The 15,038-nt window shown below is 58.6% G+C and carries 12 protein-coding genes; 4 read left to right on the forward strand and 8 right to left on the reverse strand.

All coding sequences use genetic code 11. From position 1 onward, the window contains the following. Positions 1 to 2 precede the first annotated feature (2 nt). From ACEN8E_RS12700 to ACEN8E_RS12735, 8 genes are all read right to left on the reverse strand, one after another. Positions 3 to 1,106, reverse strand: a complete 1,104-nt coding sequence (locus ACEN8E_RS12700; RefSeq protein WP_495592907.1) for an ABC transporter ATP-binding protein — start codon at positions 1,104 to 1,106, stop codon at positions 3 to 5. A 173-nt stretch (positions 1,107 to 1,279) separates the two neighbouring features. Next, on the reverse strand, positions 1,280 to 2,110 hold the full coding sequence (locus ACEN8E_RS12705) for a carbohydrate ABC transporter permease (protein ID WP_495592908.1): 831 nt from the start codon (positions 2,108 to 2,110) through the stop codon (positions 1,280 to 1,282). 8 nt (positions 2,111 to 2,118) lie between these two features. Continuing rightward, positions 2,119 to 3,045, reverse strand: coding sequence for a carbohydrate ABC transporter permease (locus tag ACEN8E_RS12710; RefSeq protein WP_495592909.1), 927 nt, complete (start codon positions 3,043 to 3,045; stop codon positions 2,119 to 2,121). Positions 3,046 to 3,201: 156 nt separating this feature from the next. Continuing rightward, positions 3,202 to 4,512, reverse strand: coding sequence for an ABC transporter substrate-binding protein (locus ACEN8E_RS12715; protein WP_495592910.1), 1,311 nt, complete (start codon positions 4,510 to 4,512; stop codon positions 3,202 to 3,204). A gap of 347 nt (positions 4,513 to 4,859) precedes the next feature. After that, a complete protein-coding gene (locus ACEN8E_RS12720) occupies positions 4,860 to 5,765 on the reverse strand; it encodes an AraC family transcriptional regulator (RefSeq protein WP_495592911.1) in 906 nt (301 codons plus the stop codon). A 31-nt stretch (positions 5,766 to 5,796) separates the two neighbouring features. Beyond that, positions 5,797 to 6,672, reverse strand: coding sequence for a PI-PLC domain-containing protein (locus tag ACEN8E_RS12725; protein ID WP_495592912.1), 876 nt, complete (start codon positions 6,670 to 6,672; stop codon positions 5,797 to 5,799). A 205-nt stretch (positions 6,673 to 6,877) separates the two neighbouring features. Continuing rightward, on the reverse strand, positions 6,878 to 8,182 hold the full coding sequence (locus ACEN8E_RS12730) for a glycosyltransferase (protein ID WP_495592913.1): 1,305 nt from the start codon (positions 8,180 to 8,182) through the stop codon (positions 6,878 to 6,880). A gap of 74 nt (positions 8,183 to 8,256) precedes the next feature. Beyond that, positions 8,257 to 8,619, reverse strand: coding sequence for a response regulator (locus ACEN8E_RS12735; protein WP_495592914.1), 363 nt, complete (start codon positions 8,617 to 8,619; stop codon positions 8,257 to 8,259). A 254-nt stretch (positions 8,620 to 8,873) separates the two neighbouring features. On the opposite strand from ACEN8E_RS12735, the gene ACEN8E_RS12740 reads away from it, so the two are divergent. From ACEN8E_RS12740 to ACEN8E_RS12755, 4 genes are read left to right on the forward strand one after another with little or no spacing between them, the layout of a single operon-like run. Further along, positions 8,874 to 12,365 carry a response regulator gene (locus tag ACEN8E_RS12740; RefSeq protein WP_495592915.1) on the forward strand — a complete coding sequence of 1,164 codons (3,492 nt, stop codon included), beginning with the start codon at positions 8,874 to 8,876 and terminating at the stop codon, positions 12,363 to 12,365. Continuing rightward, on the forward strand, positions 12,365 to 13,198 hold the full coding sequence (locus ACEN8E_RS12745; protein WP_495592916.1) for a CheR family methyltransferase: 834 nt from the start codon (positions 12,365 to 12,367) through the stop codon (positions 13,196 to 13,198). Before ACEN8E_RS12740 ends, ACEN8E_RS12745 begins: the two co-directional genes overlap by 1 nt. Continuing rightward, entirely contained in the window at positions 13,195 to 13,788 is a 594-nt protein-coding gene (locus ACEN8E_RS12750) for a chemotaxis protein CheB (RefSeq protein ID WP_495592917.1), read from the forward strand. Before ACEN8E_RS12745 ends, ACEN8E_RS12750 begins: the two co-directional genes overlap by 4 nt. Further along, positions 13,782 to 15,023, forward strand: a complete 1,242-nt coding sequence (locus ACEN8E_RS12755) for a hybrid sensor histidine kinase/response regulator (RefSeq protein WP_495592918.1) — start codon at positions 13,782 to 13,784, stop codon at positions 15,021 to 15,023. Before ACEN8E_RS12750 ends, ACEN8E_RS12755 begins: the two co-directional genes overlap by 7 nt. Positions 15,024 to 15,038 lie beyond the last annotated feature (15 nt).

Consider the following 15,038-nt stretch of genomic DNA (forward strand, 5'->3'; position numbering starts at 1 on the left):
AGTCAGGCAGCAATGCGCAACGGGCGGGTCAACGCCACGCCGTCGGCATCGAACAAATGGCAGTGTTGCGCATCCAGGTGCAGGCTCAGGGTTTCACCGTAGCGGCTAGCCAGATCGCCGCGAACACGCAGGGTCAGGGGTTCACCGGACGAAGTCTGGACGTGGCAGAACGTGTCGCTGCCCAGGCGTTCGCTGACATCGGCGGTGACCTGCAAGGTGCAGTCGCCCGGTTTGGCCAGTTCCAGATGCTCCGGGCGAATGCCCAGCGTCACCGCACCGCCAACGCTCAGACGGCCGCCGTTCAACGGCAGACTGATGCGGGTTCCCGCGTCCAGTTGCACTTCGCAGCCCTGGCTGTCGGTGCGGGTGACCTTGCCTTTGAGAAAGCCCATTTTCGGCGTGCCCAGAAACCCCGCGACAAACAGGTTGGCCGGCTGGTGATACAACTCCAGTGGCGAGCCGACCTGTTCGACCTTGCCGCCATTCAACACGACAACCTTGTCCGCCAGGGTCATGGCCTCGACCTGGTCGTGGGTCACGTAGATCATGGTCGCCTGCAGTTCCTTGTGCAGCCGCGCCAGCTCCAGGCGCATCTGCACGCGCAGGGCGGCATCGAGGTTGGACAGCGGTTCGTCGAACAGGAAGATTTTCGGGTTGCGCACGATGGCCCGGCCAATCGCCACGCGTTGGCGCTGGCCGCCGGACAGTTGCTTGGGTTTGCGCTCCAGCATCGGCCCCAGCTCAAGGATGCGCGCCGCTTCGCTGACCTTTTTCTCCACTTCGGCTTTCGCCACACCGGCCAGGTCGAGGGCGAACGACATGTTCTTGCGCACGCTCATGTGGGGGTACAGGGCGTAGGTCTGGAACACCATCGCCAGATCGCGCTTGGCCGGGCTCACTTCGGTGATGTCGCGGCCATCGAGTTCGATGGTGCCGCCGCTGACTTCCTCCAGCCCCGCGATCAAACGCAGCAGGGTGGATTTGCCGCAGCCCGAAGGGCCGACGAAAACCACGAATTCCTTGTCGTTCACTTCCAGGTCGATGCCCTTGATGATGGAAAAGCCTTCGAAGCCTTTTTGCAGATTCTTGATTCTCAGGTTGGCCATGGTGATGGGCCTCCGTTTGTTTTTATTCGGGTTAAACCGGATGGATTAATTTGTGGGAGCGAGCCTGCTCGCGAAAAATTGTCAGGCGACGCGTTTCTCCAGACAGGCCGCGTCAGCGTTCACGTCCTTCGCGAGCAGGCTCGCTCCCACATGGGTTCCAATAGCCGGGGTATTCATTTCACGGCGCCGAACGACAGGCCGCGTACCAGTTGTTTCTGGCTGATCCAGCCGAAGATCAGGATCGGCGCACAGGCCAGGGTCGAGACCGCCGACAACTTGGCCCAGAACAACCCTTCGGGGCTCGAATAAGAGGCGATCAACGCGGTCAGTGGCGCGGCTTTCGACGAGGTCAGGTTCAGCGACCAGAACGCCTCGTTCCAGCACAGGATCAGCGACAGCAGCACCGTGGACGCCAGGCCGCCCTTGGCGATGGGCAGCAACACCCGGAGCATCTCCTGCGCCAGCGTCGCGCCGTCCAGCCGGGCGGCTTCGAGGATGTCCCTGGGAATGTCCTTGAAGTAGGTGTAAATCATCCAGACCACGATCGGCAGGTTGATCAGCGTGTAGATGACGATCAAGGCAATGCGTGTATCGAGCAGGCCGAAACTCTTGGCCAGCAGATAGATCGGCATCAGTACGCCCACCGGCGGCAGCATTTTGGTCGAGAGCATCCACAGCAGCGTGCCTCGGGTGCGTTGGGTTTCGTAGAACGCCATGGAGTAGGCCGCGGGCACCGCGATCAGCAGGCACAGGGCCGTGGCGCTGAAGGAAATCACCACCGAGTTCCAGGCGAAACTGAAGTAGTCGCTGCGCTCGTTGATGTGCAGGTAGTTCTCCAGTGTCGGCATGAAAACGAACTGCGGCGGCGTGGCGAAGGCATCGATTTCGGTCTTGAAACTGGTCAGTACCATCCAGAAGATCGGGAAGAAAATCAGGATCGCGATGGCCCAGGCCAGCGTACCGAGCAGCAGGCTTTGCAAACGACGGGTTTGTTGAAGAGTCATGGCAGGCCTCAGGCTTTGTCGGTCAGGTTTTTGCCGATCATCCGCACCAGAATGATCGCGGCGATGTTGGCGATGACCACGGCAATCAGGCCGCCTGCCGAGGCCATGCCGACGTCGAACTGCACCAGCGCCTGGTTGTAGATCAGGTAGGCGAGGTTGGTCGAGGCGTAGCCCGGGCCGCCGTTGGTGGTGGTGAAGATTTCGGCGAACACCGAGAGCAGGAAGATGGTTTCGATCATCACCACCACCGCAATCGGCCGCGCCAGGTGCGGCAGGGTCAGGTGCCAGAAGATCGCGATGGGCCCGGCGCCGTCCAGACGCGCGGCTTCCTTCTGTTCCTGGTCGAGGGACTGCATGGCGGTCATCAGGATCAGGATCGCGAAGGGCAGCCATTGCCACGAGACAATGATGATGATCGATAGCAGCGGGTAGTGTGCCAGCCAGTCCACCGGTTGCGCGCCAAACAGCTTCCAGATGTAGGCGAGAATCCCCGACACCGGATGGAATATCAGGTTTTTCCAGATCAGCGCGCCGACGGTGGGCATGATGAAAAACGGCGAGATCAGCATCACCCGCACGATACCGCGACCGAAAAACTCACTGGCCTCCAGCAAGGCACTGATCAGTACGCCGAACACCACACTGATCAGCAGCACGCTGCCCACCAGCAACAGGGTGTTGGTGGCGCCGGGCAGGAACCCGGAATCAGTCAGGAAATAAGTGAAGTTCTCCAGCCCGACGAATTCGTTCTCGCCAGGATTGAGCAAGTTGTAGCGGATCATCGAAAAGTACAGGGTCATGCCCAGGGGGACGACCATCCACAGCAGCAACAACGCCACCGAAGGGCTGACCAGAAACCAGCCGGGGTTGGCCACGCGGGTTTTACGCTGGGGTTGCGACAGGTCGATGTGGGCTTTGGCAGTTGAAGTATTCATGGCGTTAAACCGATTGGGTACAGGCGATGAAGATCAACTGTGGGAGCGAGCCTGCTCGCGAAAGCGATGTTTCAGTCACGAAAATGCGTCGGTTTTACCGACCTATTCGCGAGCAGGCTCGCTCCCACAGAAGGCAGGAGCAAGGGGGCGTCGGGGTTACTTGGGATAACCCGCGCGCTTCATTTCGCGCTCAGTGGTTTGCTGGGCCGCCGCCAACGCCTGGTCGACCGTGGTCTGACCGATCAGCGCCGCAGAGAAGGACTTGCCAACCTGCGTGCCAATGCCCTGGAACTCGGGAATGGTCACCAACTGAATACCGATGTAAGGCACCGGCCTTACCCCGGGCGTGCCCGGGTCCGCTGCCTTGAGCGACTCCAGCGTGACCCTGGCGAACGGCGCCGCGTTCATGTACGCCTCGCTGTAGGTGGAGGCGCGGGTGCCCGGCGGCACATTGGCGATGCCGTCTTTTTCCGCGACAAGCGCGCTGTATTCCCTGGAAGTGGCCCAGGCACTGAAGGTTTTCGCCGCGTCCTTGGCCTTGGAACTGGTCGGAATGGCCAGCGCCCAGGAGTACAGCCAGGCCGAGCCCTTGTCCGTGACTTGATGTGGCGCGAAGGTGAAACCGACGTGATCGGCGACCTTGCTCTGGGTCTTGTCGGTGACGAACGAGCCGGCGACGCTGGCATCGACCCAGATCGCGCATTTACCGCTGTTGAACAACGCCAGGTTTTCATTGAAACCGTTGCTCGACGCGCCCGGCGGACCAGATTTTTTCATGGTGTCGACGTAGAGGTTCAGCGCGTTTTTCCACTCGGAGCCGGTGAATTCCGCTTGCCACTTTTCGTCGAACCAGCGCGCGCCATAGGCGTTGGCAACAGTGGTGACCAACGCCATGTTCTCGCCCCAGCCGGCCTTGCCACGCAGGCAGATGCCGTACTGTTCCTTGTCTTTATTGGTGAGCTTGCCGGCGAATTCGCTGATCTGTTCCCAGGTCGGGCGCTCGGGCATGCTCAGGCCCGCGTCCTTGAACAGGTCGGTGCGGTAATAGGTGATCGAGCTTTCGGCGTAGAACGGCAGGGCATACAGCGAACCCTTCACCGACAGGCCTTCGCGCACCGACGGGAACACGTCGTCGAGGGCATAGCTGGCAGGCAGATTATTCATCGGCTCCAGCCAGCCCTTGGCGCCCCAGAGTGCGGCTTCGTACATGCCAATGGTCAGCACGTCGAACTGTCCGCCCTGGGTGGCAATGTCGGTGGTCAGGCGCTGGCGCAGAACGTTTTCTTCGAGGACCACCCAATTGAGCTTGATGTCCGGGTGCTCGGCTTCGAAGGTTTTCGAGAGCTTTTGCATGCGGATCATGTCGCTGTTGTTGACGGTGGCGATGGTCAGGGTCTGGGCGCCAAGGCTGACGCTGCTCAGGGTCATGCAGGTGAGGGCAAGCAGGGCTTTTACCGAAGGTTGCATCGTGCACTCCTTTTCTGCGCCCGGTGGGGTACAGAAGGACAGTTATTGTTTTTGTGTCTTCCGAAGGCAGGAAGAATGTGCACTGATTACATCCTTCAATGGAGGGCGAAACAAATCATCCATCGCACTTGTTTCGATACTTTTTTGCACTGGGCTTTAGGGCGCTAGACGCAGGGAAGGGCTTTTCAGCGAGAAAACGATATCGAATATGTACAGGTTTCAGGGCAAGAAAACAGGCCGTAACCTGTGGGAGCGAGCCTGCTCGCGATGGCGTCAGGTCAGTCGATGTTGGTGGCGCATGTCAGACCGCATCGCGAGCAGGCTCGCTCCTACAGGGATTTGAGGTGTTAACCCAGATTCTGCTCTGTCAACCGCTGCACCACCAACCGCCGGTAATGCGAAGGCGTCATGCCCTTGAGCTGCTGGAAGCGCCGGTTGAAGTTGGAAATATTGTTGAAGCCCGATTCGAAGCACACGTCAGTGACCGGCTTGTCGCCGTCGGCCAGCAACTCGCAGGACTTGCTGATGCGCAGACGATTGACGAACTCGATGAAATTGCGCCCGGTGGCCTGCTTGAATACACGGCTGAAATACGTGGGTTTCATGCCCAGGTGACCGGCGACCTCTTCCAGCGGCAATTCCCGCGCGTAATGGGCGAAGATGTAATCCACTGCGCGGTTGGTGCGATCGATGTTGTGCTCGTCGGCCAGTTGCGGGGTCGTGGCGCCAGAGAGCAATTGGTAGTCGTCGGTGGCTGCGAGCAACTCCAGCAGAATGAAAAAGTGCCCGAGCCGGGTGATGCCGCTGGTATCGGCAATGCGCTGCATCAGGTCGCTCGCTTTGCCGATGGTGTGCTTGCAGCGAAATTCGATGCCGTACTGCGCGCGCTCGAGCAGCGGCGCCAGAGTCTTGAGTTCGGCGAAGACCTGATAGCCGCTGTCGAACAACTCGTCGGTGAAATTGACCAGCATGTCGCGCTTGGGCACCACTTCGTCCTCGGCCACCTGGCTGATCCAGTTGTGGGGCAGGTTGGGGCCGGTCAGGAACAGGGTGTGCGGGTAGAAGTTGCCGATGTAGTCGCCGATGAACACTTTGCCGGAACTGGCGACGATCAGGTGCAGTTCGTATTCCTTGTGGAAATGCCAGCGCACCAGCGGGCAGGGGAAGCCATGCTGGCGATAGATGATGGACAACCCGTTGTGGTCGTCCATCAATTCGTAGGAAGGGTCGGTCACTCGGGCGGTACGGGTCATGGCTGCGCACTTTGCTGTTTTCGCGCCCCGATCATGCCTTGTGCAGTGAGGGGCCGTAAACGGCCTTCATGCTGCTGGCACTCCAGCAGTAACGGACAATTTCAGATGTATCGAAAAAGTCGGTATTGATGATGCTGCAACGCGTCACCCAGTCGCTGGTGGTGTTGAACCAGTCGTTGATCTCTTCTTTGATATTCCTTGGGCCGCCAAATAGCGTGTAAGCAGTGGCCGACAATGACCACAAGAATGTCTCGTAAGGCGCATCTTCCAGGGTCTTTGCGATATAGGTCCGCAGATCGCCGGAACTGGTGAACGTACTGTCGCGCCATTTGTGGGGGATGCGCGGCCAGAAGTAGTCATCGTCCAGACCAGGCCTGAACTGCGCTGCCATGACGATGCGCCGGCGTGTACTGGAGCGCTTGAGTTCGCCCACGGTGGCATGGCTGTTGGCGGGAAGGATGAGCCGCATCCCGAGTCGCCGCACCAGTTGGTCGTTGAGCTTCTTATAATCGAAAGACTTGCCGCCATCCCTGAGTTCATGAAAGTCCAGTACGAGGAATTCATCCGGGTTGCGATCAAGAAACGACAGCACTGCGTCGATCAATTCGTCCAGTACCCGACCAGAGCGATGGCCACTGTGCTGAAAGTAAAAATCCGCTTTCGGATCTTCCGCGTATTCGAGGCGAATATCGAAGGCCCGCGCGCCATTGGCCAGTTGCCAGGCAAATGAATCACTCTGGCAAGTGGTCCAGTTACCGGTCACATCGTCGAAATTGGGGGCTTTTTTGTCCATGCCCGCGTTATGGGTGCAAGGCCAGACAATATCGGTGAGTTTTAATCTGTCTACGTCGAGGATGTTGCTCATCCAGTTCTGTTTGTAGAGAAATTCCGTTTCTTTGACTGTCATGATTGTTCCTTTGTCTGAATGCACTGGCAATCCTGAAGGCTTCAAGTTCCAGGCAGCCCGAAACTAAACTGAGTGACAAAGGGAGGGGTGTTACTTATCTACAGCGTCGTGGTGCCTTGAATATGTTAGCCACCCTGAAATGCAAAACGCCGACGGAACACATTGAGTATCCAGTCGGCGTTGTTGATGTGTATTTGGACGAACGCTACAAGGCTTGTACTTGATTGCGATTCTTTTCCTCGATCCATTGCGCCATGTACTGGGTACTTTTGTGTTGATGATGGCGCAACATGCTGCCGGTAAAGTTATCACGCCTGATCTGTGGCAGATTCCTTTGGCATTCGATCAGCCTTTCGATCAACGCGGGGCCATGGGTGGACTGCGGGTAGCGGCTGGCCAGCAAGTGCCGGGCCTGCGCCTGGGCAGACAGCCACTGAGTCTTGTCTTGATAAAGTTGCACGGCGCTGTCAGCGAACTCGCGCGCCGTACGGGTTACGGCACCGGGCCAGGGCTCTTCACCGTGCATGGCTTCCGCGCCCACTGGCGTGGTGACATTGGGCGTGCCGCAGAGCATCGCATCGACGATCTTGCCTTTGATCCCCGCACCGAAGCGCAGCGGTGCCAGGCACACCCGCGTCTTCGACATCACTTGCAAGGCATCCTCCGCCCAGTTCAGCACATGAAAGCCCTGGGCCGCGTTGTGCAGGGCGGTGGCCTTGGGTGGGGTGTACGCGCCGTAGATGTGCAACTGCGCATCAGGCAGTTGCGCGCGAATCAGCGGCCAGATCGCGGTTTTCAGCCAGAGCACCGCATCCCAGTTGGGCGCATGGCGAAAATTGCCGATGTGCAGAAAGTGCGCGCGATCTTCGTACTCTAATGGCGCACTGGTCGGAAGATCGACCATCAATGGGCACCAGTGCAACAGGCTGCGCGGGATCCTGAACTGCTCGACCAGCAATTCGATTTCCACTTCGGAAACCATCAGCGTCAAATCACAGCGATACAAGGAGGCGATTTCGCGCTTGGCCAGATCGGTATTGGCCATGTGTTCGAATTCATCACGCGACGCCGGGGCAAACAGGCCGCTGAAGTCATTGTTGTCCTCACTGGCCTTCAAGCGTTCTTTGAGGCGTTGATGCCGGCCGTGCCTGAGGCTTTGCAGGTCGCAACTTTCGAGCACGCGCAAGGCATCGGGACAATGCTTTTCGACCCGCCAGCCAAACTGTTCTTCCATCATGAATTGATCGAACAACACGATATCCGGCGCCAGTTCGCTGATGAATGCGTCGAAACTGCTGTTGTTCAGCTCGATGGGTACTTCGCGAATGCCCAATGCCGTCAGGTCAGCGCGCTGCTCGCCGAAGCCTGCCGGGCTGCTGAACGTGATGTCCCAGCCTTGTTGCAGGAAAACCTCGAGTATTTGCATGACATGCCCGCTGGCCGCGGAAGAGCGGGGCTCGGGCCAGACGTAACCAATGACCAGGACTTTGGTTGCGCGGGGCTGATTCATGTACGGGAATTCCTTGAAGCCAAGACAGGGCAGGGACGAAAAAGGCGCGCATTAAACCACAGCCGGGCGCCGGGTCACCCCAGGAGGCTGGTGACCTTGTCCCGCAACTGATCAATGGAGAATGGTTTGCCGATCACGTGCATGTCTTGCGGCACTTGAATACTTTCGGCATACCCGCTGGCAAACAGGATCGGCAAGGCTGGACGCAAGGTACGTGCTGCATTGGCCAGTTCGCGACCGTCCATGTTCGGCAAGCCCACATCGGTCATCATCAGATCAATGTGCTGGTTCGAGTCCCTGAGCATCTCCAGCGCCTGTTCGCTGCCATCGGCATCCAGCACCTTGTATTGCAGTTCCTCCAGTACGTCGACGATCAGCATGCGCACAATGGCATCGTCTTCGACGACGAGGATAATGGGCGCGTTGGCGGAAGACATAATGGCTTTCCTGAAAATGATGGGTTTCGGGCGAGTGAAATCGCCGGCCTCTTGCATGAGTAAGTGGCGGATCCCGACAAGTTCCCGGCGTCGTGAAAAAGAACTACGGAGCAGGTCACGCAAGGATAACCCGTGCACCTGAACGGGAGCAGCGGAATGTAGGACCTTGCGCGAAAACATGTCAGAAAATTGGATCAATGTGGCAGATATGGGGCAAACTCCTTGCAATCTGACAGTTCGACAAGGCCTGCCCCATGCCCTCAGCGTCCTCGGTTGATGAACAACGATTTCGTAAACTCCTGAGCCGCAACATCAGCCTGCCATTGGGGCTGGGCCTCATCAGCGCGGTGTTCTTCGTTTCGCTGATCACCTATCTGCTGTCGACGATCAAGTGGGTGGAACACACCGACCGGGTGATCAATAACGCCAATGAAGCGGTCAAGCTGACCGTGGACCTGGAAACCGGGATGCGCGGTTTCCTGCTCAGTGGCGACGAACATTTCCTCGACCCCTACGAAACCGCCAAGCCGCGCATTGCCGTGGCCCTCAACACCTTGCTCGAGCTGACTGTCGATAATCCGGTGCAAACCGACCGCCTGCTGCGGTTGCAGGCATTGCAGCTGGAGTGGGTCAACTATGCGCAATCGATGATCGATTTGCAGCGCAGCGGCGGCGACTATCGCGCCGTGGTCAAGGCCGGACGCGGCAAGCGCCTGACCGATGAAATTCGCAAGCAGTTCGAAGAAGTGATCGACACCGAACAACAATTGCGCACCGCTCGCAATGAAGACGTGCGGCAGAGCACGGTCTGGAGCATCAGCCTCTATCTGTTGTTCATTGCCGGCGTCAGCGCCTTGCTGGCGTATGTCGGGCGCCGCGATCTGCTCAATCTTTCACAAAGCTACAGCGTCAATCTCGCGGCCCAACAAGCCAGCGCCCATCGCCTGGAGCAGCAGGCCTGGCTGCGCAACGGCCAGACCGAGCTCGCGGAGCAGGTGCTGGGGCAATTGAGCCTGAACCTGCTGGGACGCAACATCCTGCAATTTTGCGCGCAATACCTGGGCACCGTCGTAGGGGCGATTTATGTCCGGGAAGAGCATGGTGGCCTCAAGCGCATTGCCTCCTATGGTTTTTCCCGTGAACAGGAAGCCCTTGAACAACAGATCTGCAGCGACGAAGGCATTGTCGGCCAGGTGGCGCAACAGGCCCGGCTGATTCGCCTCGACGAGGTGCCGGGCGATTATTTCAAGGTCAGCTCCGGCCTCGGCGAAGGTTTGCCGCGCAGCGTGCTGGTAGTCCCGACCAGTGACGACGACCGGGTCAATGGCGTGATCGAACTGGGCTTTCTGCGCCCGCTGACTGACCGCGACACCGAACTGCTGGAACTGATATCCAGCAACATCGGCACCTCCATCGAGGCGGCGCGCTATCGTCAGCGCCTGCAGGAAGTGCTGGCCGAAACCCAACAGCTCAACGAAGAACTGCAAGTGCAGCAAGAAGAGCTCAAGACCGCCAACGAAGAACTCGAAGAGCAGTCGCGGATTCTCAAGGAATCACAGGCACACCTGGAGACCCAGCAGGTGGAACTTGAGCAAACCAATGAACAACTCGCCGAGCAGGCACAGGTACTGGCCGATCAGCGTGATGCCATGGACTTGAAGAACACCGAGCTCAACCAGGCACAGATTCAGCTCGAAGAGCGCGCGGTCGAGTTGCAGCGTTCGAGCAAGTACAAGTCCGAATTCCTCGCCAACATGTCCCACGAGCTGCGCACACCGCTGAACAGCTCGTTGATCCTGGCGAGGCTGTTGGCGCAAAACCCGGAGCAAAACCTCAGCGCCGAGCAGGTCAAGTTCGCCGAGTCGATCTACTCAGCCGGCAATGACTTGCTCCACCTGATCAACGACATTCTGGATATTTCCAAAGTCGAGGCCGGGAAACTGGAAATCCGTCCTGAGAACACCAGTGTGGCGCGCCTGGTGGATGGCCTGCATGACCTGTTCCAGCCATTGGCCACGGACAAGCAGCTGGATTTCCAGGTGGATATGCAGGAGGGTGCGCCGCTGACGCTGTTCACCGACCACCAGCGTCTGGAGCAAGTCCTCAAGAACCTGCTGTCCAACGCGCTGAAATTCACGGAAAGCGGCAGTGTCAGCCTGTCTGTCGCCCCTGTGCCGAACGACGGCATCGCGTTCTGCGTCCGTGATTCCGGGATTGGCATTGAACCTGATCAGCAAGAAAGCATCTTCGAAGCGTTCCATCAGGCCGATGGCACCACCAATCGGCGTTATGGCGGCACCGGGCTGGGTTTGTCGATCTCCCGTGATCTGGCGGCCTTGCTCGGTGGCTCCATCAGTGTGACCAGCACGCCGGGGCAGGGCAGTGTGTTTACTCTGGTCTTGCCGCAGCAATACGCAGCACCCGCTGCACTACCTGTTGAACCGATGCGAGCCGTTCCTGTGGCGGCTGCGCCCAAGGTATTGGCGCCCATGTTGTCGCCACTGATAGCCGAAGTCGACATCCCGCGTTTCGACGACGATCGCAACAACGGTCCGTTCAGCAGTCGCTGCATTCTGGTGGTGGAAGATGAGGCAAACTTTGCGCACATCCTCTACGACCTTGCCCATGAACTGGGTTATCAGTGCCTGGTGGCCCATGGCGCCGACGAAGGCTACGACCTGGCCAAGACGTTCATCCCCGATGCGATCCTGCTGGACATGCGCCTGCCGGATCATTCCGGCCTGACCGTGCTGCAACGCCTGAAGGAACACGCCGAAACCCGACACATCCCGGTGCATGTGATTTCGGTCGAAGACCGGGTCGAAGCGGCGATGCACATGGGCGCCATTGGCTATGCGGTCAAACCGACCACCCGCGAGGAGCTCAAGGACGTATTTGCGCGCCTTGAGGCCAAGCTGACCCAGAAGGTCAAGCGCGTACTGCTGGTCGAGGACGACGACTTGCAGCGAGACAGCATTGCCCGCCTGATCGGCGACGATGACATAGAGATCACCGCCGTTGGCCTGGCACAGGAGGCGCTGGACCTGCTGCGCACGTGCGTATTCGATTGCATGATCATCGACCTGAAACTGCCCGACATGCTCGGCAATGACTTGCTCAAGCGCATGTCCACTGAAGACATCTGCTCCTTTCCGCCTGTCATCGTCTATACCGGGCGCAACCTGACCCGCAATGAAGAGGCCGAGCTGCGCAAGTATTCGCGTTCGATCATCATCAAGGGCGCACGCTCTCCGGAGCGGCTGCTGGATGAGGTGACGCTTTTTCTGCACAAAATCGAATCGAGGTTGTCCCATGAGCGGCAGAAGATGCTCAAGGTCGCCCGCAGCCGCGACAAGGTCTTCGAAGGCCGCAAGGTGCTGCTGGTGGACGACGACGTACGCAACATTTTCGCCCTCACCAGCGCGCTGGAGCAAAAGGGCGCCGTCGTGGTCATTGGCCGCAACGGCCTTGAAGCGATTGAACGATTGAATGAAGTGGAGGACATCGACCTGGTGTTGATGGACGTGATGATGCCGCAGATGGATGGTTTTGAAGCCACGGTTGAAATCCGCAAGGACCCGCGCTGGCGCAAGCTGCCGATCATCGCGGTGACCGCCAAGGCCATGAAGGACGATCAGGAGCGCTGCCTGCAGGCCGGCGCCAACGATTACCTGGCCAAGCCCATCGACCTGGATCGGCTGTTTTCGCTGATTCGTGTGTGGCTGCCGAAGATGGAACGTATCTAGTGGAACGCCATTTTTCAGCGGAGCGGAACAGCGAAATCGAATTGCGCTTGCTGATCGAGGCGATCTACCTCAAGTACAGCTACGATTTTCGTGATTATTCCGGTGCTTCGATCAAGCGCCGGGTCAACCATGCGATGAATCAGTTCGAGTGCAATACCATCTCGGCGCTACAGGAAAAGGTCCTGCACGATCCGACGGCTTTCATGCAATTGCTGCAATTGCTGACCATTCCGGTCAGTGAGATGTTTCGCGACCCCTCGCACTTCCTGGCCATCCGCAAGGAAGTGGTGCCGCTGCTGCGAACCTACCCTTCGATCAAGATCTGGATCGCCGGATGCAGCACCGGTGAAGAGGTGTATTCGATGGCCATTGTGCTGCGCGAAGAGGGCCTGCTCGACCGCACGATCATCTACGCCACCGACATCAATCCGCACTCCCTGGAAAAAGCCAGGCAAGGGATTTTCTCGATGGAGAATGTCCGCGCCTACACTGCTAATTATCAGCAGGCCGGTGGCCAGTGTTCGTTTGCCGACTACTACACGGCGGCCTACGGGTACGCGATTTTCGACAAGACGCTGCGCGAGAACGTGACCTTCGCCGATCACAGCCTGGCGACAGACAGCGTGTTTTCAGAAACTCAGTTGATTTCATGTCGTAACGTATTGATTTATTTCAATAAGAAGCTTCAGGATCGGGCATTCGGACTGTTTCATGAATCCCTCTGCCATCGCGGTTTTCTGGTGTTGGGCAGTAAGGAAACCCCGAATTTTTCAGCCTTCGACAATCAGTTCGAGCCGTTGATCAAACAAGAACGGATCTACCGAAAATCATGAGCAGCGCAACGAACCTGCCAGCTATCGAAGCGATCGTGATCGGTGCCTCCGCCGGTGGCGTCGAGGCGCTGTTGAGCATCCTCGGCCCGCTGCCCGAAGAATTCACACTGCCGATCATTGTCGTGCTGCACCTGCCGGACGAGCGTCGCAGTCAACTGGCGGACGTGTTTTCCCGCCGGGTTGCCCTGCCGGTGCTGGAGCCGTGCGACAAGACCCCGGTCGAGGCCGGCACGCTGTATTTCGCCGCACCGGGCTATCACTTGTCGGTGGAGCAGGACCGCAGCTTTTCCCTGAGCCTGGAGCCCCGAGTGCATCATTCGCGACCTGCCATCGATTACCTGTTCGAATCGGCTGCCGATGCGTACGGAGCCCATCTCGCTGCGGTATTGCTCACCGGCGCCAACCGCGACGGCGCGCGCGGGCTGGCCCAGGTCAAACGGCACGGTGGCATCACCATCGTGCAAGACCCGCAAGACGCTCAGGTCGCCACCATGCCCCAGGCAGCGCTGGAGATGCACCGGCCGGACCACATACTTCCCGTACACGGCATCGGCCGTCTGCTTGTCGAGCTGGAACGAATCGCATGCTGAGTAAAATCCAGGCCAAACTGCTGATCGTCGACGATCTGCCGGAGAATCTGCTGGCGCTCGAGGCGCTGATCAAGGGTGGCGACAGGATCGTGTTCAAGGCGTTGTCCGCCGACGAGGCCTTGTCACTGCTGTTGCAACATGAATTCGCCATGGCCATCCTCGATGTGCAGATGCCGGGCATGAATGGCTTCGAGCTGGCCGAGCTGATGCGTGGCACGGAAAAAACCAGGAACATCCCGATCGTTTTCGTCAGCGCCGCCGGGCGTGAACTGAACTACGCGTTCAAGGGCTATGAAAGCGGTGCCGTGGACTTTTTGCACAAGCCGCTGGACATCCATGCGGTCAAGAGCAAGGTCAATGTGTTCGTCGATCTGTATCGCCAGAGCAAGGCGATGAAGGAACAAGTGCTGGCCCTGGAACAGAGCCGTCGTGAGCAGGAGGCATTGCTCAAGCAACTGCAAGACACCCAGCTGGAACTGGAACAGGCGGTGCGCATGCGCGATGACTTCATGTCCATCGTCGCCCACGAAGTGCGCACGCCGCTCAACGGCCTGATCCTTGAAACCCAGCTGCGCAAGATGCACCTGGCCCGGAACAACGCTGCCGCCTTTACCCTGGACAAGATGCACGCCATGGTCGACCGCGACGAGCGACAGATCAAAAGCCTCATTCGCTTGATCGAAGACATGCTCGATGTTTCGCGCATCCGCACCGGAAAGTTGTCGATCCGGCCGACACGCTTCGACCTTTCGGCGTTGGTTCGCGACCTGTTGCACAACTTTTCCCAGCAAATCGACGCCGCCGAGGCCTCGGTCATGCTGGATGCCGAGCAGCCGGTGATCGGAAACTGGGATGAATTTCGTATTGAACAGGTCATTTCCAACCTGTTGACCAACGCCTTGCGCTATGGGGCCAAGAGCCCGGTCTCGGTGAAGGTCTACAGTGAAGGAAGCAGGGCGCTGGTGGATGTGCAGGACCAGGGGATCGGCATCAGCGAGGAAAACCAGAAGCGGATTTTCCAGCAATTCGAACGGATATCGGCCAGGCACGCTGTCGCCGGGCTGGGCCTGGGGTTGTTTATTTCAGAACAGATTGTTACCGCCCATGGCGGTACTATTACGGTCCAGAGCAGGATTGGCGAAGGCGCCTTGTTTCGCGTTTGTCTGCCGCTGCAGGAAAACAGCCAGGTAAACGCAACCTCTGATCGACCCCACGGTCGTATCAGCAGCAATTGACCGAACAAAGGCTTC

It is taken from the genome of Pseudomonas sp. Pseusp9, from assembly GCF_059491265.1.